Genomic DNA, 23,534 nt, shown 5'->3' on the forward strand with positions numbered 1-23,534 from the left:
CGTAGGTATTGGTCTTAGCAGAATAGTAACCAAAGTTAGGAACGTCCTGCTTAACACCAACGTTAAGTGTACCTCGCTTAACAATTTTTTGAACTGCTTTACTATTTAAGAGCTTGCTCTTATCTTCCGCCTTAGTCTTGTGACTCGTGATAAGAAAAATAGTGAGAATTGCCAAGCTTGCAACAGTTAGGTAACGTAAGATTTTTTTGAAAATCATAGGCAACCTCCTTAGGCATCCACTTGGACACGATCAGAGTTGTGATCGATAATCTTAGAAAGGAATTGAACCGCACGAGGTTCAGTTGGATTGTCAAAGAAACCATCCACATCCGTAGTGTCTACAAGAACTTGACCTTCAGCCATGAAAATGATACGGTCAGCCACACTACGGGCAAAGCCCATTTCGTGGGTTACGACAACCATGTTCATACCACCTTTGGCAAGCTTTTGCATAACCGCAAGCACGTCACCGATAGTCTCTGGGTCAAGGGCTGACGTTGGTTCGTCAAAGAGCAAGAGCTCAGGATTCATGGCAAGACCACGGGCAATTGCGATACGTTGTTTTTGCCCACCAGAAAGCATACCAGGGTACGAATCTTTCTTGTCCCACATGTTAACGTAGCGAAGGAATTTTTCGGCAGTTTTTTCGGCGTCTGCCTTACTGATTCCAAGAACCTTGATAGGTGCCAAAGTTACATTTTCAAGAACGGTTTTGTGCGGGTAGAGGTTAAAGTGTTGGAATACCATACCCGCTTCCTTACGAAGCTCAACCAAGTCTTTGGCAGAAGCTTCCGTCACATTATGTCCGTTAACGATAAGCGTACCGTTATCGATGGATTCCAAGGCATTGATTGTACGGATGAGGGTGGATTTCCCAGACCCAGAAGGTCCCAAGAGAACCACAACTTGTCCTTTTTCAATTTCTAGATTGATATCACGAAGTGCATGATAATCTCCGTAATATTTATTGACATTTTTAAATTCGATAAGTGCCATAAGAGCCTCCTATAATGGATTTACTTGTTAGCTTTTCTAACATATATTGAATTTTAGCATAAGTAAAGTCGAAAGTCAAAAAATTCCGAATATTCTTTCAAAACGTTCGGTTTTTACTAAATAATTAATCATTTTTTGATATAAATATGAGAAAAACAAAAACCCACCGGCAGGTGAGTTTTTTGTTTTATTCACTAGCTTGCTCCCATTGTTTAGAGAGGTAGCGAGAGTAGCTAGAAATCGCAAAGTTAACCACGAAATAAGCTAAAGCCACAATACCGTATAAGGTAAAGATTTGACTAGGTTCGTAGTAACCACCCATCAAAATCTGACTCTTACCAAACAATTCTTGTAAGGCGATAACAGAGTAAAGGAAAGAAGTATCCTTGATAACTGTTACGAATTGAGAAATGATAGATGGCAACATCTTACGAATAGCTTGTGGGAAGATGATGTAAATAAAGATTTGTTTGTTGTTAAATCCTTGAGACAAGCCAGCTTCTGTTTGGCCATGGTTGATAGAGTTCAGTCCCCCACGAATGATTTCCGCCAAGGCAGCTGAAGTAAAGACCGTGAAAGAGGTAATCCCTGCCGCAGTTGACTTGAGTTGGAAGACCAAGAAGATGATGAAAATCCAAAGCAAGTTAGGAACGTTACGGACGAACTCAACGTAGATAGAAGCGATCCAACGAAGGATAGGATTCTTTCCGTTACGCATCACCGCCAGAATTGTTCCGAACAGGGTAGATAGCACGATGATGAAGAAAGACAAGTAAAGAGTCGTCCACATCCCTTGTGCCAAGAATTTAAGGTTAGTAGCTGATAAAACTTCTGACATAGTGGACCTCCTTAGTAAGCTTTCTTATTCTCTTCTTCTTTACGACGTGCCCAGGTAGCTAGAGGGAAACACATGATAAAGTAGAGGAAGGCAGCCCCAGCAAAGGCCGGCACATAGTTAGTGGTATCATAAGCCCAAGCCTTAGCTGTGAACATGATATCTGCCCCAGAGATAATGGCAACTGTAGAAGTATTCTTAATCAAGTTAACCACTTGGTTGGTCAATGGTGGCAAGATAGTACGCACTGCTTGAGGCAAGATGATGATACGCATGGTATCAGCGTAGGTGAATCCTTGAGACAAAGCCGCTTCGGTTTGACCTTTAGGAACCGCCTCGATACCTGTACGAATAATTTCAGAGATATAGGCTCCGGTGTAGACACCTACACAAAGGATAGCTGTCAATGAAATTGGAATCATGACATGACCATCAGTCAAGATTGAAATCCCATAGAAGACAACCACGAATTGGACGAGCAAGGGTGTGTTCTGGAAGATTTCAACATACACACGTGAGATGCCACGAAGGACCTTGTTGTGAGTAGAGCTCATAGCCCCAAAGATGAGCCCAAGAAGAAGGGCAACAATCAAGGCACCAATTGAAATGCCAAGGGTATAGAAGAAACCTTTGGCAAATTGCCCAAAGTTAGCGAAGAAAGCAGCCCAACGTTCAAGAGCGAAAGGACTAGCCGTTTCAGTTAAAAGATACATAAATTCAGGACTCCTTTCTATTTATCTTCAGCCTTAGCTGGTTTCAAGTGATACTTATCGTAGAGTTTTTGAAGACTACCATCTTTTTGCCATTTAGCAATCAAATCGTTGGTATAATCAATCAACTCTTGGTTAGACTTGCTTGAAGCGATACCGTATTCTTGTGTTTTGAAACCTTCATCAAGGATCTTGGTTTTATCACTTTCGTAACCTGACAAGATTGATTTATCACCAGCAAAGGCGTCAATACGGTAAGCATAGAGTGATACGGCTAACTCAGGATAAGATCCAAGTTGAACGTAGTCAAACTTAAGGTTATTAGCTGAAGCGTACTCTTCAACAGCAGCTTTGGCAGATGACCCTTGAGACACTCCAATAGTTTTACCGTTTAGGTCAGAAAGTTTCTTATAGCCAGATTTGGTTTGAACGAGGAAACCGATTTGGTCGTAGTAGTAAGGATTTGACATGGCATATGAAGCCTTACGCTCATCTGTAATGGTATAAGTAGCGATAAGCATGTCAATAGTTCCGTTATCCATAAGGGCTTCACGAGTTTGTGGGGTAACCGCTGTAAAATTCACCTTAACCTTAAGTTCTTTGGCAATTTTCTTAGCAAGGTCAATTTCCATCCCTTGATAGGTATTAGTTTTGGCTGAATAGTAACCAAAGTTTGGGACATCCTGTTTGACACCAACGTTTAGTGTCCCTTTTTTGACAATTTTTTGAATTGCAGCACTATTGAGTAGTTTACTGCTTTCATCTGCCTGACTACTTTTAGTGTTCCAGAGGAGAACTGCTAGAAAAGCTATAACAGAGATAGCTAAAATGCGACTAAGTTTCTTGATTAACATAAGTCCTCCTTAGGCGTCCACTTGGACACGATCAGAGTTGTGGTCGATAATCTTAGAAAGGAATTGAACTGCACGAGGTTCAGTTGGATTGTCGAAGAAACCATCCACATCCGTAGTGTCTACAAGAACCTGACCTTCAGCCATGAAAATGATACGGTCAGCCACACTGCGGGCAAAGCCCATTTCGTGGGTTACGACAACCATGTTCATGCCACCTTTGGCAAGGTTTTGCATAACCGCAAGCACGTCACCAATAGTCTCTGGGTCAAGGGCTGACGTTGGTTCGTCAAAGAGCAAGAGCTCAGGATTCATGGCAAGACCACGGGCAATAGCGATACGTTGTTTTTGCCCACCAGAAAGCATACCAGGGTATGAATCCTTCTTGTCCCACATGTTAACGTAGCGAAGGAATTTTTCAGCAGTCTTTTCAGCCTCTGCCTTACTGATTCCAAGAACCTTGATAGGTGCCAAGGTAACATTTTCAAGAACGGTTTTGTGCGGGTAGAGGTTAAAGTGTTGGAATACCATACCCGCTTCCTTACGAAGCTCAACCAAGTCTTTGGCAGAAGCTTCCGTCACATTATGTCCGTTAACGATAAGCGTACCGTTATCGATGGATTCCAAGGCATTGATTGTACGGATAAGGGTAGATTTCCCAGACCCAGAAGGTCCCAAGAGAACCACAACTTGTCCTTTTTCAATTTCTAGATTGATGTCACGAAGTGCATGATAATCTCCGTAATATTTATTGACATTTTTAAATTCAATAAGTGCCATAAGAGCCTCCTAAAATTTTACATTAATATATGTAACAACAAGAGTGTATTTTACTATAGATATAGGAAAATGTCAAAAATGTTTGAAAATTCAATCATAATATTAATTTTTTAACGAATATAAGCCATTAGTGGTGTTTGAAAATTACAGGTAAGTCTGTATCTTACTAGGAACGCATAGCCCAAACTTGGTCCTTAACCTAATTTTTGGTATAATAGAATAGATACGTAAAGTGGATTGCTTTACTAAATTGAAATGAACTAAGAAAACCGATGAGGTGTTTGTATGAAAAAAATTCTAGTTGTTGATGATGAAAGACCAATTTCGGATATTATCAAGTTTAATCTAACCAAGGAAGGTTACGAAGTTGTGACGGCATTTGATGGTCGTGAAGCTTTGGAGCAATTTGAAGCTGAAAATCCTGATTTAGTTATCTTGGACTTGATGTTACCTGAACTAGATGGTTTAGAAGTAGCCAAGGAAATCCGAAAAACAAGTCATATACCGATTATCATGCTTTCAGCTAAAGATAGCGAGTTTGATAAGGTCATTGGCTTGGAGATTGGGGCAGACGATTATGTCACTAAACCATTCTCAAATCGTGAGTTGTTAGCACGAATTAAGGCTCATTTGCGTCGAACAGAGACTATTGAAACAGCAGCGGCTGAAGAGAGCTCAAACTCAGGCAAGAAAGAAATTTCGATTGGTGAATTAATTATCGTTCCAGATGCCTTTGTAGCTAAAAAACGTGGGAATGAAGTTGAATTGACTCACCGTGAATTTGAATTGTTATTCCATTTGGCAACTCACATGGGACAAGTCATGACACGTGAGCATCTACTTGAAACTGTTTGGGGTTATGACTATTTTGGTGATGTGCGTACGGTTGACGTCACTATTCGTCGTCTTCGTGAAAAAATTGAAGATACACCAAGCCGTCCAGAGTATATTTTGACCCGCCGTGGTGTTGGCTACTACATGAAGAACTATGACTAGTATTGGCTTAAATATTACGAGCTTTGAGTTAGCCTTACTCTTTACTCTCTTATTTGTTGCTTTTTACTTTATTTTTCTTGCTTATCGTGATTACCGTCAAGTGAAGAACATTCGGAAGTTGACTAAGCGAGTAAAATCTTTGATGGCTGGAAACTATAATGAAGAGTTACGCTTAAAGGGAGATTCGGAGCTCTTAGAGCTGGCAAATAGCTTGAATGATTTATCAGACGTTTTCCGTCTGACGCATGAAAATCTAGCCCAAGAAAAAAATCGCTTGTCTTCAGTCCTTTCCTATATGAGTGATGGAGTTATTGCGACCAATCGTCGTGGTCAAATTACCATGATTAATAGTACAGCCAAGCGTTTATTAAATATTGATAGGGAAACGGCGACCCAGATGTCAATCTTGGATTTGTTAGATGGTGAAAGTCCTTATACTTATAGTGAATTACTATCTAAGACACCGGAAATTCATTTGTCACGTAGAGACGCTAACGATGAGTTTGTAACCTTGCGTGTTAATTTTGCCCTGATTCGTAAGGAGTCTGGCTTTATTTCAGGTTTAGTTGCTGTTATTCATGATGCCACTGAACAGGAAAAAGAAGAACGTGAACGTCGTTTATTCGTATCAAATGTCAGTCACGAATTGCGGACGCCTTTAACTTCTGTTAAATCCTACCTTGAAGCTCTTGATGATGGTGCCCTTAATGAAGAGATTGCTCCAAACTTTATTAAGGTTTCTTTGGATGAAACCAACCGAATGATGAGGATGATCTCTGACCTTTTGGCCCTTTCTCATATTGATAATAAGAGCACACATCTTGATGTTGAAATGACCAATTTTACGGCCTTTATGACCTATATTTTGAATCGTTTTGATCAAATCAAAAGTCAAGAAAATAATACTGGTAAGGATTATGAAATTATTCGAGATTATCCTGTTAATTCTATTTGGGTGGAAATTGACACAGATAAGATGACTCAGGTCGTGGATAATATTCTTAATAATGCTATCAAGTATTCGCCCGATGGTGGAGAGATTACGGTGTCCATGAAGACTACGGATGCGCAATTAATTGTTTCAATTTCCGACCAAGGTTTAGGTATTCCTAAGAAAGATTTACCTTTGATTTTCGACCGTTTTTACCGTGTTGACAAGGCAAGAAGCCGTGCTCAAGGTGGAACTGGTCTTGGTTTGTCCATTGCCAAGGAAATTATTAAACAACATAATGGCTTTATTTGGGCTAAGAGTGAATATGGTAAGGGTTCAACCTTTACTATTGTTCTTCCATATGACAAGGATGCCATGATGGTTGATGAGTGGGAGATGTAGTAGAAATGACCTCAGATTTAGGGTTTAAATATAGTATTTTGGCTTCAGGCTCTACAGGAAACTCTTTTTACTTGGAAACTCCAGAAAAGAAAATTCTAATAGATGCTGGTTTGTCAGGTAAGAAAATTACAAATTTGCTAGCTGAGATTAACCGTGATCCGAGTGATCTTGATGCTATCCTAGTAACGCATGAACACAAGGACCATATCCATGGTGTCGGTGTTCTAGCTCGTAAATATGGCATGGACATCTACGCCAATGAGAAAACCTGGCAGATTATGGACAGTAAAAATATGCTAGGTAAGGTTGATAATAGCCAGAAGCACGTTTTTTCTCGTGACAAGATTATGACCTTTGGTGATATTGACATTGAATCTTTTGGAGTTAGTCATGATGCTATAGATCCACAGTTCTATCGCTTTATGAAAGATGGAAAGAGCTTTGTTATGTTGACGGATACGGGCTATGTATCAGATCGCATGGCTGGGATTATTGAAAATGCTGATGGCTATCTGATTGAGTCTAATCATGATATTGAAATCTTGAGAGCAGGCTCTTACCCATGGTCAACCAAGCAACGTATCCTCTCTGATCAAGGTCACTTGTGTAATGAAGATGGGGCGGACGCTATGATTCGTACCATCGGTAATAAAACTAAAAAGATCTATCTGGGTCACCTCTCCAAAGAAAATAATATCAAGGAATTGGCCCATATGACGATGGAAAATCAGTTGGCACGTGCGGACTTTGGTGTTGGTACTGACTTTAAGGTTTTTGATACCTCTCCAGATACAGCCACTCCACTGACTGATATTTAGAGAAATAGTGAAAGAGCTACACTAATAAGTTTAGTGTGGCTCTTTTTGAAAGGATTATTGTTATGAAAGTCATTTATCTCTCCTTAGGTTTTATCTCGCTTGGTTTAGGTATTCTAGGAATCCCTCTGCCAATATTGCCGACAACCCCCTTTCTACTTTTAGCCATTGCTTGCTTTGCTAGAAGTTCTAAACGTTTTGAAAAATGGTTATATCACACTAAATTGTATCAAAGTTATGTAGCTGATTTTCGAGAAACCAAATCTATTGCTAAAGAACGGAAGAAAAAGATTATCATTCAAATCTATGTCTTGATGGGGATTTCAATCTTTTTTGCTCCTATTCTTTGGGTGAAAATTGGACTCTTCTGTCTGACACTTTTCATCACCTATTATTTATTTAAGGTTATTCCTGATAAAGACTAAGCTAGTATCAAAAAACGAGACTTCTCTTGGAAGTCTCGTTTTTAGTATAGTGATTAATGTTTGCTTCTTATTTTTTTACGGACTTTATAGGCAAAGTTAGCTAAGCCATAAAGAGGACTAACCGGAAGGTTAAATTCACCGACGAACTGTTCAATGCGGGGGTTGAATTTTGATTTGAAGTTATACAAGCCACCGTCCAAGGAATTTTCAATACCTCCCATGTTTTGCCAGTCAGCGCCACGCTCAAAAGCATGATTAGCAGTTTCATACCATGTCAGGATAGCTGGTTGATAACGACGGTAGTCTTCATCCATACCAGCGTAGATATTCTCAGACGTCTTACCAAATTCAAGAACTAGGGTACCAGAGAGTGGGACTGTCTGATTTCCAGCATCTACTTTTTCTTGGAGAAAGGCAATTTCTTCTTTGAGACGTTTGTGCTCTTGCTTATTGTTCTCAACTTTTCCAGGTTTGGTTTTTTCAGTGAACTTGGCAGCATCAGCAATGTTCTTTTCAAGTTGCTTATTAAGATCTTTAAGACGGGCTGGCAAATCTAGTGTTGAGAGTGTAATGTAAGACGATTCTGGGTAAGTCGTCAACAACTTTTCATAGTAGTCTATGCCACGAAGATGGATGTTTTTACGAGCTTCAGTCTTCTTCATCAAAGAAGCGAATTGTTCAAGAAGCTCAGTGCCACCAAATTGAACCGAAATACCTTTGTTTCGAGCAGTACGAACAGCCTGCTTGGTGCTCTTAGAGAGCTGTTCTTCAGTGAAATCTTCTTTATGGATATTAGCCTGAAAGCGTGGTTGAATATTCTCAGCCATGTCTTCAGTGAGACCAGTCCATTCAACACCAAGAGATTGGATGTTTTTGGCAATAGCCATAGTATCTTCGTTGATGCTAACTTCTTGAGAAATCAAATTTTTAGTGACAAAGAGGCTTGGATCAAATTTAACAAAGAGGGCGTGTTTTGTTTTGGCATACTTTTTCAGTGAAGCCAGGACAAAAGCGACTAACTCTTTATCGTGGTAGTCCATGATAGGGCCTCGTGGGATGTAAATCATAGAGAAGCCAAGAGGCAGTGGTTGAATAAGAACACTAGCAACGGCAACAAGTTTATCATCTTTATAGAAACCTAGACGGTCATTGCCCCAACTATCCTTGATTTTTGCCCATGAGCTACTTTGTAATAAGTTGGTTTGAGGACTATCAATCACAAAGCAGTCATGCTCAGAAGTACTGAGTCCAGTTTTATAGGTATACATATTATTCTAGAACCCACTTTCTAATAGCATAAGCGACACCAGATTCATCATTTGATTTTGTGATGTGTTTCGCAATTTTCTTCATTTCTGGATTACCATTTTCCATAACAACAGGAGAGCCAACGACTTCAAGCATAGCACGGTCATTTTCTTCATCACCGATAGCCATTGTTTCTTCTTTAGAAAGACCGAGTTTCTCAGCAAGATGGGTTACAGCAATTCCTTTGTTGGCTGTTTTCTTGAGAATTTCTAGGTAAAATGGTGTTGATTTTACAATAGTAAAGCGGTCATAAAATTCCTGTGGAAGTTTGGCAATAGCTGCATCAAGAATTTCAGGTTCATCGATATACATGGCCTTAACGAATTCCTTGTCAGTCACCTCTTCAGGTGTACGATAGTAAATCGGCATATGAACAAGTGTAGACTCATGAACCGTGTAGCGTCCAATGTTGCGATTACTTGTGTAGATACCATCTTTAGTAATGGCGTGAGAATGAACACCAAGCTTGTTAGCCAAAACCTCAATGTCAAGGTAGTCTTCGTATGAGAGTGTCTCACGAATCAATTCGTTACCGGTAGACGTTTCTTGGACAAGACCACCATTAAAAGTGATGACATAGTCGCCATCTTGGTTAAGATTAAGTTCTTCAAGAAGTGGAAGCACGCCAGGAATAGGACGACCAGTCGCAATAACGACTTTAACACCCGCAGCCTTGGCCTCTTGAATCGCTTGAAAGACTTCAGGTGTGACTTGATGTTGGCTATTTAAAAGCGTCCCGTCAATATCAACAGCAATAAGTTTAATAGACATATAAATACCTGTTTCATTAAGTTAGTTTCCCTTCTATTTTACTAAAATTTGGGCGCTTTGTCATAGTTCTTCCTGAGAAAAATAATATTGGCGAATCGAAAACTGTTAAAGCCGACTCCAAACTGTATAGAACGGTTTGTTACTAAGAATTGCCCAAATGCTTTTTAATTGGTAAAATAAGGTCAGACTAATAAAGGAGAGACAAGAGTGATTCGATTTACAAACCAATTGACAGATAAAGAACGTAAGGAAGCAAAAGCATTGATTGCTAGCTGCCAAGCTAATGACCACACCTTTCGAGAACCTTATCTCTCCAATATGCTTAATTTTGATTCCACTATGCCGACCTTTTTTCTCTATTATCAAGAGGAAGAATTGCTTGGTTTATTAACGGTTTATGCGGATAACGAAGATGTTGAAGTGGCGATTTTAGTTGTCCCAGAGTATCGCCGCAAAGGCATTGCGAGGAGTTTGTTTGACAAATTTCAGAAGGAAACGGCATCTTATCCTATTCAATCAGTGACCTTTCAGACAGAACGTGTTTTTCTAGATTGTCATCCTGATTTTATCAGTCATTGGGGCCTAGTTGAAGATGCAGGCACTGAAACCTGGCTAGGGAGAGATAGAACTCCATATACTCTGGATTTCCGTTCAGATGTCAAGTCGCTCTTAGCAACTTCCTCTTATCTTGAAGAAATTGCCCAGCTCCACCACCAAGCCTTTTCTGATGCAGAAGAAACATTTGAGGTGAGCCTCAGATATATTGCTGAGGCTTTGAAAGATTCCAATAGCCTACTTTACATCCTCCTCAAAGAAGGTCAGGTCATCGGACTTTGTACGGTTGATTTGTCTGGGAATAGCAACTATCTCTATGGACTTGCTGTGGCAGAAGACTATCGTGGGCAAGGCTATGGAAGCTATCTGGCAAAATCAGTCGTCAATCAACTCATTGCGCATAACGACAAGTCCTTCCAAATTGCAGTGGAAGATGATAATGTGGGAGCTAAGCATTTGTATGAAAAAATCGGCTTTGTCAAACAAACTCAAGTGGTCTACTTGAAACAGAAAGAATGACTAATGTTATTAGAAGAATTTGAAAATGTGTCTGCTGTCAGTGTCACATTAGAGTTGGAAAAATAGGTATAGCAACAAAAGGAGTAATTAATGGAAATTAAAATCAAAAATAAAATTAAAGTAGCAGATCAAACGGAAATCATTGAGGAAATCCACCCTTGTGAGGTTACGGAAAAAGGAGATTATCTCTATCTTATTCACCATAATTCCGAGAAAGAAAAAGTGGTAATAAAATTGAATCAGGAAGAGCTCATTATGACACGCTTTTCTCAGCCTAAATCAATCATGCGTTTTTCAGCCAAGGTACCTGCCTTGGTTCACATTCCGACGCCGCTTGGTAATCAGCATTTTCAAACCGTTACGAGCCTTTTTGCCTATGATCCTGATGGCCAAACAGTTGATATTCATTATCAATTGCAACATCCAGAAACGGAAGACATCTTTGCTGATTATGAATTAGAGGTTTCATGGTTTTAATTTGTGAAAAAATTGAGTCATTTGGCTTGAAAAAGCCCTAAATTATGATAAAATGTAAGGGTATATCAAGGGAGTAGCAGGCGACTTTAGTCAATAGATTTGATTAAAGGTTGCGATTATGTCGTCATTACGAAATTTTACATTTCCGGCATATTCTTAAACAGCGAGACTTGTTTTTAAGGAAACAAGTCTCTTTTTGTATCATTTTTTATATGAAAAGAGCCTTGATAGTCATTTTTCCCTATATAGAAGGAGGAGATTATTTTGTCGAAAGAACAAAGTAAAGCCTTGTTTTACACACAAGGAGAGGAAGAAGTCCTAAAAAGCTTGGATACTTCTGTTGATGGTTTGTCAACTGCACAAGCCAAGGAACGTTTAGATGCCTATGGCTTTAACGAGTTGGATGAAGGTGAAAAACGTAGCCTCTTGTCAAAATTCATCGACCAGTTTAAAGATTTGATGATTATCATCTTGCTTGTCGCTGCTGCCCTTTCTGTCATTACAGAAGGGATGCATGGTTTGACAGATGCTTGCATTATTTTAGCTGTTGTTGTTTTAAATGCTGCTTTTGGTGTTTATCAAGAAGGACAAGCAGAAGCTGCTATTGAAGCCCTTAAAAACATGTCAAGTCCTCTAGCTCGTGTTCGTCGTGATGGCAATATCGTTGAGATTGATTCACGTGAATTGGTTCCTGGAGACATTGTTTTGCTTGAAGCAGGTGATGTTGTTCCGGCCGATATGCGTTTGCTTGAAGCTGCCTCACTCAAGATTGAAGAGGCTGCCCTTACAGGTGAGTCTGTTCCAGTTGAAAAGGATATTACTGAAACGGTTGCAGCAGATGCAGGTATTGGTGACCGTGTAAATATGGGTTACCAGAATTCTAACGTGACTTATGGTCGTGGTACTGGGGTTGTTACCAATACTGGTATGTATACTGAAGTTGGTAAAATTGCTGATATGCTGGCTAATGCGGACGAATCACAAACACCTTTGAAGCAAAGCCTAGAACAATTATCTAAGAGTTTAACCTACCTTATTGTTGCGATTGCCTTGGTGACATTCTTGGTGAGTGTCTTCATTCGTGGCGAACAGCCCCTTGAAGGTTTGATGGTTGCCGTTGCTCTTGCCGTTGCAGCCATTCCAGAAGGACTTCCTGCTATTGTAACCATCCTCTTATCATTGGGAACAACGACACTTGCTAAACGTAATTCGATTGTGCGTAAATTGCCAGCTGTTGAAACACTTGGTTCAACAGAAATTATCGCATCTGATAAGACTGGTACCTTGACAATGAACCAAATGACCGTTGAAAAAGTCTATGCAAACGGTCAATTGCAAAGCGCTGACACAGAACTTGGTGCGGACAATACGACCCTTCGTATTATGAACTTTGCCAATGATACAAAGGTGGATCCAGATGGTAAATTAATCGGGGATCCAACGGAAACAGCCCTTGTTCAATTTGGTTTGGACCATAATTTTGATGTGCGTGACGTCTTGAAATCAGAGCCTCGTGTGGCAGAGTTGCCATTTGACTCTGACCGTAAGCTCATGTCTACTATCCATAAGGAAGCGGATGGTACATACTTTGTAGCCGTTAAGGGTGCGCCTGACCAATTGCTCAAACGTGTGACTCGTATTGAAATCAATGGTGAGGTTCGTCCTATCACGGATGAAGATAAACAAGCTATTCTTACGACTAATAAAGATTTAGCCAAACAAGCCCTTCGTGTCTTGATGATGGCTTATAAGACAACGAGTGAAATTCCTACTTTGGAATCTGAAGTTGTTGAGTCAGACCTTATTTTCTCAGGTTTGGTAGGTATGATTGACCCAGAACGTCCTGAAGCAGCAGAAGCTGTTCGTGTGGCGAAAGAAGCGGGTATTCGTCCAATCATGATTACTGGTGACCACCAAGATACAGCAGAAGCTATTGCTAAACGTCTTGGTATCATCGATCCAAATGACACAGAAGACCATGTCTTCACTGGTGCTGAGCTGAATGAACTTTCTGATGAAGAATTCCAAAAAGTATTCAAACAATACTCTGTCTATGCGCGTGTGTCTCCTGAACATAAGGTTCGTATTGTTAAGGCATGGCAAAATGATGGCAAGGTTGTTGCCATGACAGGTGACGGGGTTAATGATGCACCTTCACTTAAGACAGCTGATATTGGTATTGGTATGGGAATTACTGGTACAGAGGTTTCTAAGGGAGCTTCTGACATGGTTCTTGCCGATGATAACTTTGCGACAATTATCGTCGCTGTAGAAGAAGGTCGTAAGGTCTTCTCAAACATCCAAAAATCAATCCAGTACCTCTTGTCAGCCAATATGGCCGAAGTCTTCATTATCTTCTTCGCTACACTGTTTGGATGGGATGTGCTTCAACCAGTTCATCTTCTCTGGATTAACCTAGTAACTGATACCCTTCCAGCCATCGCACTTGGGGTTGAGCCAGCTGAACCAGGTATTATGACTCACAAACCTCGTGGACGTCAATCAAACTTCTTTGATGGTGGTGTCTTCGGTGCTATTATTTATCAGGGAATTCTTCAAACTATCCTTGTTCTTGCCGTTTATGGTTGGGGTCTTGTCTTCCCAGAACACCATACGCAAGGAGCCATTCACGCAGATGCCCTTACAATGGCTTTTGCAACACTTGGCTTAATTCAGTTGCTCCATGCCTTTAACGTTAAATCTGTGTATCAATCAGTCTTTAAAGTTGGTCTCTTCAGAAACAATACTTTCAATTGGGCCATTCCAGTAGCCTTTGTTCTTCTGATGGCAACTATCGTGGTTCCTGGATTTAATAATCTCTTCCATGTGTCACACCTTAGTCTGACACAATGGCTTGCGGTTATTGTAGGTTCCTTCTTGATTGTGGTATTTGTTGAATTAGTCAAAGCCGTTCAACGTGCCCTTGGCAAGGATAAAGACGCTATATAAAATACAAAGTCAGAGATACAGGTCTCTGGCTTTTATTAGAGATAAAGGTCTATTTTTGAGACTTTCCTTATGTGATAGCGGACGTCAGCGAACTTCTTCGAAGTTCTATGACTACGTTTCGAGCCTAAAGTCTCCAAATTTCCGAACGACTGCAACTTTTATGTTTCAGTCGTTTTTATCACGTCGGAAAGGCTCGGAATATGTACCGTACAGTCGCTAAATAAAGAGTCTTTTCCGATTTTAGTAAAGCTTCTTAGTTTACTAGATTTTTTAAGGACATTTTTCAACATTTTGATCAGAGATTAAGTCGTGAGCTTTTTCTTATCACATCTTGAATTCGTCAGATGTATTGTTTATAATTGAGGGGAAGTAATGACTAGTTTAAGGAGAAGCATATGAACGAAACCATTAAGACACAACTTAATCATCGTAGTATTCGTCAGTTTAAACCCAAAGCTCTGACACAGGAAGAAGTCAACCTCTTGGTTGATGTTGCCAGACATACATCAACGAGTAATTTTAGACAGTCTTATTCAATTATAAGCATCACTGATGAAAAGTTGAAGGAACAAATTGCAGAGATTGCCAACCAACCCTATATTCCAAAGGCTGGGCATCTTTTTGTAGTTGTTGTGGATCAAAGACGTAATACCTTGATTGCGGAAGCAAAGGGCGCTGAGGCCTTGGTGCAAGGTAGCCCCGAACGCTTTATTTCAGCTTTTTCAGATGCTATGATTGCTACTCAAAACATGGTTGTAGCTGCTGAGAGTTTGGGTATGGGAGCTGTTTACTTGGGTAGTATCTTAAATGATAATGCTAAACTTTCAGAGCTTCTTAAACTGCCTAAGTATGTTTATCCCGCAGTGGGCTTAGCAGTTGGTTGGCCAAATCAGGAACCACAGCTGAAACCTCGTTTGCCACGTCACGTCATCCATATGGAAAATTACTATCAGGATTTGGAAAATCCCTTGGAAGAACTTAAAGACTACGATGCTGACGTCCATGAGTATTATGACCTTCGCGATCTTAATCACAGAGTTGATAAATTTACGACTCAGATTGCAAAGACTATGGATAAATCTGTCGCTAATCGTGCAAATACCTTGAAGGACCTTCAAAAGCAGGGATTCTTCACCGAATAAAAAACGACTCCCATAGAGCCGTTCTATACATTGAATAATGTCATGGATGAAAGGAACTCATTTGCTAGTTCCTTTTTTTCATACTCTAAAAACTCTGGGAGTTTCTTGACCAGGTTGTAACGTTTGGAGAGGTTCCATGTTCCAGTTGGATTGAGTTCAGGGTGATTGGAAACAAAGTTAATGGTTAAATCCCATTCTCGACGGTAGCCAAGGGGGCGAGAGTGATAGGTTACACCGTCACTCTTTACCGTCCCATAACTCCTGTGGGCATGACCAAAAACAACATCTTTAACGTCGTGTTTGACGAAAATCTGATGGAACTCTTCTGATCCCAAATAAGCATTAAAAGGTTTAAAACGTTCGTGCGTCATGGTAAAACGGCTGTGAGGAACAAAATGCATAGCAACAATGAGTTTGCTCGTATCTAATTCGCTTAAAACATTATCTAGCTTCTTGAGACTAGTTTGACAGATTTCTGAATCAGTCCCCAATCGTCTGAGACGTCTGTCGAACCAAAGCTGTCTCTTACGCCTGAGAATTTTATCCAACTTTTCATCTGAATAGGAATAATCATACCAGCCATGAAAAGCCAATAATGTCTTATTACCTAAATCAATCAGCTGGAAATCAAGCTTATCAATAAGGTCATCCTCCAAATCAAGCATATCATGATTGCCTAAATTATAAGTGACCTTGACCTCCTTGGAAAGCTTTTGTAGAAATGGTTTAGTGTCGCTAAAATAATGATTAGAAATGTCACCAGCAATATGAAGGTGGCTGATTTTTTGATCTTTTAGACATTTTATAAGAGTATCAATTTCATATGTCTCAAAGTGATTCAAATCAATATGTAAATCACTCATTACTGCAAGTCTTGTCATAGAAACATTGTAACAAAAAGGTTGTGCCTTGTCTTTAAACGAAGATGATGAAAAATGCTTGCCCTAGGGCTACATTTTCATTATGATAAGAATATGGATATCAAGTTAGAAATACAAAAGATGGCCAAGGAGATTGGCATTTCAAAAATTGGTTTTACAACAGCCGATGATTTCGCCTATCTGGAAAAGTCCCTTCGACTTGGCGTTGAAGAAGGGCGAACGACAGGATTTGAGCATAAAAATATTGAAGAGCGTATTTACCCCAAATTGAGCTTGGAATCAGCTAAAACCATCATTTCCATTGCAGTTGCCTATCCGCATAAGTTGCCACAACAACCCCAAAAAACAGAGTATAAGCGTGGCAAAATCACTCCAAATTCATGGGGTCTCGATTATCACTATGTTTTGCAGGATAAACTAAAACGCCTGGCAGAAGGCATTGAAAAACTGACAGAAAACTTCGAATATAAAGGTATGGTGGACACTGGAGCCTTGGTCGATACTGCAGTAGCCAAGCGAGCAGGAATTGGTTTTATTGGTAAGAATGGACTGGTTATCTCGAAAGAATACGGGTCCTACATGTATCTCGGGGAGCTTATCACGAATCTAGAGATTGAACCTGATCATGAGGTAGACTATGGTTGCGGGGATTGCCGTCGTTGTCTGGATGCCTGTCCGACATCTTGTCTCATTGGTGATGGGACTATGAATGCTCGTCGTTGCCTCTCCTTCCAAACCCAAGATAAGGGCATGATGGATATGGAGTTTCGAAAGAAGATCAAGACTGTTATCTATGGTTGTGATATTTGTCAGATTTCCTGTCCATATAACAGAGGTATTGACAATCCTTTAGCTTCAGATATTGACCCTGAGCTTGCCATGCCTGAATTGCTCCCATTTCTAGAGCTGACTAATAAGTCTTTTAAAGAGAGGTTTGGCATGATCGCCGGTTCTTGGCGTGGTAAGAATATTCTTCAGCGAAATGCCATTATTGCTTTGGCCAACTTACATGATCGCAACGCCATTGTCAAACTGATGGAGATTATTGATAAGAATAATAATCCCATCCATACGGCAACGGCTATTTGGGCTCTCGGTGAGATAGTTAAGAAGCCAGATCAAGCTATGTTAGACTATATGAGAGGACTTTCACCCAAAGATAAAGAATCCCAAGCTGAGTGGGAGCTTGTATGTGCAAAATGGCAAATTTAGGCGATTTATGCTAGAATTAAGCATAATACTATAAAATGGAGGAAACCTATCCATGGAAGTGGCAGAAATTCGCCAAAAAATCTCTGAAAATCAAGAGAAGCTCGTGAGCTTCGGGAGGTCTCTTTGACTTAGATCGTTTGGAAGAGGACATTGCGCTCCTTGAAAACCGAATGACTGAGCCTGATTTTTGGAATGATAATATTGCAGCTCAAAAAACTTCTCAAGAGTTGAACGAGCTCAAAATGAAATACGAAACTTTCAACAATATGCAAGAACTCTCTGACGAGACAGAACTATATTTGGAGATGTTGGAAGAAGATAGCAGTGTTCAGGAGGAACTCGAAGAGACGCTCGAAAAACTTGATAAGATTATGACAAGTTACGAGATGACCTTACTCTTGTCTGAACCATATGACCATAACAATGCCATTCTGGAAATTCACCCAGGTTCTGGTGGAACAGAGGCTCAAGACTGGGCTGATATGTTGCTCCGTATGTACCAACGTTATGGAAATGCCAAAGGTTTCAAGGTTGAAACTTTGGATTATCAGGCGGGTGATGAAGCTGGTATTAAATCTGTAACCCTTGCTTTTGAAGGTCCTAATGCTTACGGATTCCTCAAGTCAGAAATGGGTGTCCACCGTTTGGTTCGTATTTCGCCTTTTGACTCTGCCAAACGTCGTCACACCTCATTTACTTCTGTGGAAGTCATGCCTGAATTGGATGATACCATTGAAGTTGATATTCGTGATGATGATATCAAGATGGACACTTTCCGTTCAGGTGGTGCAGGTGGTCAGAACGTCAACAAGGTTTCTACCGGTGTGCGTTTGACTCACATTCCAACAGGTATTGTTGTAGCTTCAACGGTTGACCGTACACAATACGGAAACCGTGACCGTGCGATGAAGATGCTTCAAGCGAAACTCTATCAAATGGAGCAAGAAAAGAAAGCAGAAGAAGTGAATGCTTTGAAAGGTGATAAGAAAGAAATCACTTGGGGAAGCCAAATTCGCTCATACGTTTTCACCCCATACACTATGGTTAAGGATCATCGTACAGGCTATGAAGTTGCCCAGGTTGATAAGGTAATGGATGGAGATATTGAAGGCTTCATTGATGCCTACCTCAAGTGGCGTATGGAAGAATAGTAATGATATACTGTTTTTAAGTATTTAGATACTTTATCTCAATGAAAGGAAGACATTCAGCTATTTTAGTAGTTGAATACTGACATTATGGCTCTTATTGAATTAAAAGATGTTACTAAGAAGTATGATAAGTCGACAACTGCCCTAAGACACATTGATTTGTCTGTTAATTCAGGGGAATTTGTTTACTTAGTTGGACCTTCTGGTGCCGGTAAATCAAGTTTAATTCGCTTGTTTTACCAAGAAGAAAAATTAACGAGTGGTTCTATGAAGGTAGGGGAGTTTGATTTAACCCATCTTCGTAAAAAAGATGTTCCACTCTTGCGACGTTCTATCGGGGTTGTTTTCCAGGATTATAAACTTCTTCCAAAGAAAACAGCTTTTGAAAATGTTGCTTATGCGATGGAGGTCATCGGTGAGCGCCCTCGTCACATAAAAAAACGTGTCGCAGAGGTTCTCGAATTGGTTGGACTTAAGCACAAGATGCGTTCTTTCCCTAACCAATTATCTGGTGGTGAGCAACAACGTGTCGCTATTGCGCGTGCTATCGTAAATAATCCAAAAGTTTTGATTGCGGACGAACCAACAGGGAACTTGGACCCTGAGATTTCTTGGGAAATTATGCAAGTTCTTGAACGTATTAATCTGCAGGGAACGACCATTTTAATGGCAACCCATAACTCAACTATCGTTAATAACCTTCGTCATCGTGTCATAGCGATTGAAGAGGGACGTATTGTTCGTGATGAAGAGGAAGGAGAGTACGGTTACCATGATTAGACGCTTTTTCCGCCATTTAGGAGAATCTATTAAGAACCTCAAACGTAATCTATTGTCTACTCTTACGGCGGTATTCTCAGTAATGATTGTGCTGTCACTTTTAGGTGTTTTTGGTTCTGTTATTCTTAACACTCAAAAATTGGCTTCTGATATTGAAAAAAATATTCAGGTCAATGTGTACTTGCAGCCTGATTCGACGGATGCTTCAAAAACTGTTAAAGAGATATCTGGTCAAATTGTTGCCAATAAAGACTACCATAAAGTTTATGATGCATTGACCAAGATAAAGGGTGTCGATAAGGTTACTTTCTCTAGTAAAGAAGAACAAAAGAAAGAACTCATCAAAACAATGGGGTCAAGTTTCGAAACAGCTACTGGAGATGGAAACCCTCTATCAGATGTGTACATTATTCAAACTAAAACACCAGATGATGTGAGTCGTGTTGCTAAGGAAGCTAAGGCTATTCAGGGGGTTGATAATTCTAACTTTGGTGGCTCAGATAGTGAAATTCTGATGTCTACCATGAAACGTGTTCAATTGTGGGGAATTATTGCGACAGCTCTCTTAACTGTTGTGGCTGTACTCTTGATTTCTAATACCATTCGTATCACCATCATGTCACGTGCGACTGAAATTCACATCATGCGTTTGGTCGGTGCTAAGAATTCCTATATTCGCCGTCCTTACTTGATGGAAGGTGCTTGGATTGGTGCATTAGGCGCCATCATTCCTTCTGGCCTCATCTATCTTTTGTACCACATGGTTTATTCAACCTTAAATCCTGATTTTGTTAAGGGTGGTGTCTCTATGTATGATCCAGAATGGTTTGTCTACGCTGTTATCGGAACCCTCTTTGCAGTCGGTATTATTATCGGTTCAGTTGGGTCTCGTATGGCAATGCGCCGTTATTTGAAATATTAATGCAATTAAAGGAGAACCGTTCTGGTTCTCTTTTTTCGATCCAGAATGCTTCATGACACCTAAATTTTTGCTTTATCTCAAAATCATGGCTCAAAGACCAAATCCAATCTCAGATTTGGTATAATATTTAAAAAACATTGGAAAAGAGATGCATTATGACAAAGTTAGCTACCATTTGTTATATTGATAATGGAAAAGAGCTTTTGCTCCTACATCGTAATAAAAAGCCTAATGATGTTCATGAAGGAAAGTGGATTTCTGTTGGGGGAAAACTAGAAGCTGGAGAGACACCAGATGAATGTGCTCGTCGTGAAATTCTCGAGGAAACACATTTTACAGTGACAGAGATGGATTTTAAAGGTATGATTACCTTCCCAGAATTTACCCCTGGTCATGATTGGTACACCTATGTCTTTAAGGTGACTGGTTTTGAAGGAGAACTCATCTCAGATGAGGAGTCTCGTGAAGGAACGCTTGAATGGGTACCTTATGATAAGGTTTTGTCTAAGCCAACTTGGGAAGGTGACTATGAGATCTTTAAGTGGATTCTTGAAGACAAACCTTTCTTCTCTGCTAAGTTTGTTTATGATTCCAACCAGAACTTGGTAGACAAGACTGTGACCTTTTATGATAAATAGGGAGAAACTATGAAGCGAAAAAAGACAGAAAATTTTTCAGAAACTTGGTTTTTTAAATGGGTTTTGAATAATCAGGCTGTAGTGGCCTTTTTAATATTACTGTTGATTGGTTTGACGGTTTTGATTTTTACCAAAATTAGTCCTATTTTCTCACCAGTCATTGATTTTTTGACAATCATCATGTTGCCTCTGGTTATTTCTACGCTCCTTTACTATTTGATAAAGCCTTTGGTTCTCTTAGTAGAAAAAACTGGTTTAAGTAGAACGATTTCTATCTTGGTCATCTATGCTATTCTCGCCTTACTCTTAGTTTTGGGAATCTCAACAGCTATTCCTAGTTTGCAAAATCAGATTTTGATTTTGATTAGAAATACACCGTCTTATATTGCCCGAGCTAATAGTGAAGCTGAACGCTGGCTAAATCTCCCTTTTCTTTCCAATTACCGTGGAGATTTAGAAGCTATGCTCAGTGATTTCTCAGCGAGAATGGTTAACTATGCTGAAAATTTCTCTTCATCAGCTTTGACTTGGGTAGGAACCTTTGCTAGTACTGTGGCTAGGGTTACGGTTGCTATTATTTTGGCTCCTTTCATTCTTTTTTATCTCCTAAGGGATAGTCAAAAGATGAAGCAGGGCTTTGTGTCAGTGTTACCCACTCGTTTTCGTGAAACGACTGTTCGAATGCTGTCAGATATCAATAATCAGTTAGAAGGTTATGTTCAAGGCCAAGTTACAGTTGCTATCGTCGTGGCCATTATGTTTTGTATCATGTTTAAAATTGTGGGTCTTCGATATGGGGTGACTTTTGGTATTATGGCAGGTTTCTTAAATATGGTTCCCTACCTTGGAAGTTTTCTTGCCATGGTACCAGTTGTTATTATGGGGTTGGTACAAGGTCCCGCAATGTTAATCAAGGTTCTCATTATTTTTGTCATTGAGCAAACCATTGAAGGACGTTTTGTTTCTCCACTTGTTTTGGGTAACAAACTCAGTATTCACCCTATTACTATTATGTTTATTCTTCTGACGGCAGGTTCTCTTTACGGCGTCTGGGGCGTATTATTAGGAATCCCAATCTATGCTTCCGTCAAGGTTGTTGTTAAAGAGATTTTTGATTGGTACCGGTCAGTAAGTAATCTTTACCATGATGACAAAGAAATTGAAGGACAAAAAGAAGATGTTAAATAGTGAGAAAATGGTTGCCTCTATTGGTAACCAAGATTTAGATCATGCGGATAAATATTTTAAGAAAGCTCTGCAAGAAGATCCAGCTGAAGTTCTCGTAGAGTTAGCTGAGTACCTTGAATCTATCGGTTTTTTACCACAGGCTCAAGAAATTTATGAAAAAGTTCGTTTTGATTTTCCAGAGGTCAATGTTAATCTAGCTCAAATTGCTGCTGAAGATGGTGATATTGAGAAGGCTTTTCTCTTTTTAGATGCTATTCCTGAGGACTCCGAGGATTATTTGTCTGCTTTAGTTGTGAAGGCAGATCTATACCAAATGGAGGGGTTAACAGATGTAGCCCGTGACAAGTTGCTAGAGGCGAGTCAACTATCAGATGACTCCATTATCATTTTCGGTTTGGCTGAAATGGAGTTTGAACTTGGAAACTTTGAGCAGGCTATTCATTATTATGCTAAACTTGATAACCGTGAGCTTCTTGAAGCTACGGGGGTTTCTACTTATGAACGTATTGGTAAAGCTTATGCTAGTCTTGGTAAGTTTGAAGCTGCTCGAGAATTTTTGGAAAAAGCTATTGAAATTGAATACGATGATACTATTGCCTTTGAATTAGCGACACTACTTTACGATCAGGAAGAGTATCAAAAAGCTAATTTTTACTTCAAACAGATTGAAACCATGTCTGCAGACTTTGAGGGGTATGAGTATATTTACGCCTTATCGTTACATGCTGAACATAAAACCGAAGAAGCTTTACGGATAGCACAACAAGGAATTTCTAAAAATACCTTTAATGTGCAATTACTTTTGTTAGCGTCACAGTTATCCTACGAATTGCACGATACTCAGTCTGCTGAATCCTATTTGAAGCAAGCCTTGCCGCTAGCTGAGGATCAGGACGAGATTGTTTTACGTTTAAGTACTCTCTATTTGGAAGAAGAACGTTACGATGATCTCGTGGCTTTAGCCGATTACGAATTTGATTCTGTCTTGGCCCGTTGGAACATTGCCAAGGCTTATCAAGCACTTGATGATGAAGAGAAAGCCTTTCAAATTTATCAAGACCTATCTACTGATTTGTCTGATAACCCTGAATTTTTACAGGATTACGCTTATATCTTGCGCGAATTTGGCTACAGAGATCAAGCGCGTGTTACGGCGGAAAAATATCTTTCCTTGGTTCCAGATGATGTTAATATGCAAACATTTCTTGATGACAATTAGTCTTTGAAACTCTTGAAAGCATAAACTCAATAGAGGATGTGATAGTTAAGTCTGTTCACTTCCTCTTTTTTTATTTGTCTA

The 23,534-nt window shown here is 39.8% G+C and carries 23 protein-coding genes and 1 pseudogene; 15 read left to right on the plus strand and 9 right to left on the minus strand.

All coding sequences use genetic code 11. The annotated features are described in order from the left end of the window. The 6 genes and pseudogenes from PCY14_RS04030 to PCY14_RS04055 all read right to left on the minus strand — a co-directional run. Positions 1–217 (minus strand): annotated as a pseudogene (locus PCY14_RS04030) (glutamine ABC transporter substrate-binding protein); the annotation flags it as partial. Positions 218–228: 11 nt separating this feature from the next. Further along, positions 229–996, minus strand: coding sequence for an amino acid ABC transporter ATP-binding protein (locus tag PCY14_RS04035; RefSeq protein WP_021145491.1), 768 nt, complete (start codon positions 994–996; stop codon positions 229–231). Positions 997–1,183: 187 nt separating this feature from the next. After that, positions 1,184–1,834, minus strand: coding sequence for an amino acid ABC transporter permease (locus tag PCY14_RS04040; RefSeq protein WP_293919039.1), 651 nt, complete (start codon positions 1,832–1,834; stop codon positions 1,184–1,186). A gap of 11 nt (positions 1,835–1,845) precedes the next feature. Beyond that, the gene (locus PCY14_RS04045) at positions 1,846–2,544 is read right to left on the minus strand and encodes an amino acid ABC transporter permease (RefSeq protein ID WP_002886251.1); all 699 of its coding nucleotides are present in this window, start codon (positions 2,542–2,544) and stop codon (positions 1,846–1,848) included. A 17-nt stretch (positions 2,545–2,561) separates the two neighbouring features. Further along, the gene (locus PCY14_RS04050) at positions 2,562–3,395 is read right to left on the minus strand and encodes a transporter substrate-binding domain-containing protein (RefSeq protein ID WP_037611665.1); all 834 of its coding nucleotides are present in this window, start codon (positions 3,393–3,395) and stop codon (positions 2,562–2,564) included. 9 nt (positions 3,396–3,404) lie between these two features. Then, entirely contained in the window at positions 3,405–4,172 is a 768-nt protein-coding gene (locus PCY14_RS04055; RefSeq protein WP_002885036.1) for an amino acid ABC transporter ATP-binding protein, read from the minus strand. A gap of 285 nt (positions 4,173–4,457) precedes the next feature. Between PCY14_RS04055 and yycF the strand changes: the two genes are divergently transcribed. The 4 genes from yycF (at position 4,458) to PCY14_RS04075 (ending at position 7,741) form a co-directional block, all read left to right on the plus strand. After that, on the plus strand, positions 4,458–5,168 hold the full coding sequence (gene yycF / locus PCY14_RS04060; RefSeq protein WP_021145486.1) for a response regulator YycF: 711 nt from the start codon (positions 4,458–4,460) through the stop codon (positions 5,166–5,168). Continuing rightward, complete coding sequence (vicK, locus tag PCY14_RS04065; protein WP_143567344.1) at positions 5,161–6,501, plus strand: cell wall metabolism sensor histidine kinase VicK; 1,341 nt, start codon at positions 5,161–5,163, stop codon at positions 6,499–6,501. Before yycF ends, vicK begins: the two co-directional genes overlap by 8 nt. A gap of 5 nt (positions 6,502–6,506) precedes the next feature. Beyond that, a complete protein-coding gene (locus PCY14_RS04070; protein ID WP_164376648.1) occupies positions 6,507–7,319 on the plus strand; it encodes an MBL fold metallo-hydrolase in 813 nt (270 codons plus the stop codon). A gap of 62 nt (positions 7,320–7,381) precedes the next feature. Beyond that, a complete protein-coding gene (locus PCY14_RS04075; RefSeq protein ID WP_008534495.1) occupies positions 7,382–7,741 on the plus strand; it encodes a YbaN family protein in 360 nt (119 codons plus the stop codon). 53 nt (positions 7,742–7,794) lie between these two features. On the opposite strand, the gene PCY14_RS04080 is transcribed toward PCY14_RS04075, so the two are convergent. Both PCY14_RS04080 and yidA read right to left on the minus strand, forming a co-directional pair. Then, on the minus strand, positions 7,795–9,009 hold the full coding sequence (locus PCY14_RS04080; protein ID WP_164376647.1) for an aminoacyltransferase: 1,215 nt from the start codon (positions 9,007–9,009) through the stop codon (positions 7,795–7,797). A 1-nt stretch (position 9,010) separates the two neighbouring features. After that, complete coding sequence (gene yidA / locus PCY14_RS04085) at positions 9,011–9,820, minus strand: sugar-phosphatase (RefSeq protein WP_301363181.1); 810 nt, start codon at positions 9,818–9,820, stop codon at positions 9,011–9,013. A 207-nt stretch (positions 9,821–10,027) separates the two neighbouring features. On the opposite strand from yidA, the gene PCY14_RS04090 reads away from it, so the two are divergent. The 4 genes from PCY14_RS04090 to PCY14_RS04105 all read left to right on the plus strand — a co-directional run bounded on the left by PCY14_RS04090 (position 10,028) and on the right by PCY14_RS04105 (position 15,462). Continuing rightward, positions 10,028–10,894, plus strand: coding sequence for a GNAT family N-acetyltransferase (locus tag PCY14_RS04090; protein ID WP_021145478.1), 867 nt, complete (start codon positions 10,028–10,030; stop codon positions 10,892–10,894). 90 nt (positions 10,895–10,984) lie between these two features. Next, entirely contained in the window at positions 10,985–11,371 is a 387-nt protein-coding gene (locus PCY14_RS04095; RefSeq protein ID WP_021145477.1) for a DUF1934 domain-containing protein, read from the plus strand. Between the two features lie 264 nt (positions 11,372–11,635). After that, on the plus strand, positions 11,636–14,320 hold the full coding sequence (locus tag PCY14_RS04100; protein WP_021145476.1) for a cation-translocating P-type ATPase: 2,685 nt from the start codon (positions 11,636–11,638) through the stop codon (positions 14,318–14,320). A gap of 395 nt (positions 14,321–14,715) precedes the next feature. Further along, the gene (locus tag PCY14_RS04105) at positions 14,716–15,462 is read left to right on the plus strand and encodes an NADPH-dependent oxidoreductase (RefSeq protein WP_021151942.1); all 747 of its coding nucleotides are present in this window, start codon (positions 14,716–14,718) and stop codon (positions 15,460–15,462) included. 23 nt (positions 15,463–15,485) lie between these two features. Here the strand turns inward: PCY14_RS04105 and PCY14_RS04110 are convergent, their stop codons facing one another. Further along, positions 15,486–16,343: a metallophosphoesterase gene (locus PCY14_RS04110; RefSeq protein ID WP_042766980.1), complete on the minus strand. Its 858-nt coding sequence runs from the start codon at positions 16,341–16,343 to the stop codon at positions 15,486–15,488. A gap of 93 nt (positions 16,344–16,436) precedes the next feature. On the opposite strand from PCY14_RS04110, the gene queG reads away from it, so the two are divergent. The 7 genes from queG to PCY14_RS04145 all read left to right on the plus strand — a co-directional run bounded on the left by queG (position 16,437) and on the right by PCY14_RS04145 (position 23,453). Next, positions 16,437–17,555: a tRNA epoxyqueuosine(34) reductase QueG gene (queG, locus tag PCY14_RS04115; RefSeq protein WP_042772068.1), complete on the plus strand. Its 1,119-nt coding sequence runs from the start codon at positions 16,437–16,439 to the stop codon at positions 17,553–17,555. A gap of 52 nt (positions 17,556–17,607) precedes the next feature. Further along, positions 17,608–18,706 (plus strand): peptide chain release factor 2 gene (prfB, locus tag PCY14_RS04120; RefSeq protein WP_134954254.1). Its coding sequence is split into 2 segments (ribosomal slippage): positions 17,608–17,679 and positions 17,681–18,706, totalling 1,098 coding nucleotides; the frame shifts between segments, so codons are not numbered across the junction. A gap of 87 nt (positions 18,707–18,793) precedes the next feature. Further along, a complete protein-coding gene (gene ftsE / locus PCY14_RS04125) occupies positions 18,794–19,486 on the plus strand; it encodes a cell division ATP-binding protein FtsE (protein WP_008534508.1) in 693 nt (230 codons plus the stop codon). Then, the gene (ftsX, locus tag PCY14_RS04130; RefSeq protein WP_021151940.1) at positions 19,479–20,408 is read left to right on the plus strand and encodes a permease-like cell division protein FtsX; all 930 of its coding nucleotides are present in this window, start codon (positions 19,479–19,481) and stop codon (positions 20,406–20,408) included. The genes ftsE and ftsX overlap by 8 nt, the downstream gene beginning before the upstream one ends. A 155-nt stretch (positions 20,409–20,563) precedes the next feature. Continuing rightward, a complete protein-coding gene (locus PCY14_RS04135) occupies positions 20,564–21,046 on the plus strand; it encodes an 8-oxo-dGTP diphosphatase (RefSeq protein WP_008534510.1) in 483 nt (160 codons plus the stop codon). 9 nt (positions 21,047–21,055) lie between these two features. Further along, on the plus strand, positions 21,056–22,234 hold the full coding sequence (locus tag PCY14_RS04140) for an AI-2E family transporter (RefSeq protein ID WP_293919024.1): 1,179 nt from the start codon (positions 21,056–21,058) through the stop codon (positions 22,232–22,234). After that, positions 22,224–23,453: a tetratricopeptide repeat protein gene (locus tag PCY14_RS04145; RefSeq protein ID WP_021145469.1), complete on the plus strand. Its 1,230-nt coding sequence runs from the start codon at positions 22,224–22,226 to the stop codon at positions 23,451–23,453. The genes PCY14_RS04140 and PCY14_RS04145 overlap by 11 nt, the downstream gene beginning before the upstream one ends. The last annotated feature ends 81 nt before the right edge of the window (positions 23,454–23,534 follow it).

The organism is Streptococcus sp. SV2 (assembly GCF_030440175.1).
Taxonomy (GTDB): Bacteria; Bacillota; Bacilli; order Lactobacillales; family Streptococcaceae; genus Streptococcus; species Streptococcus raffinosi.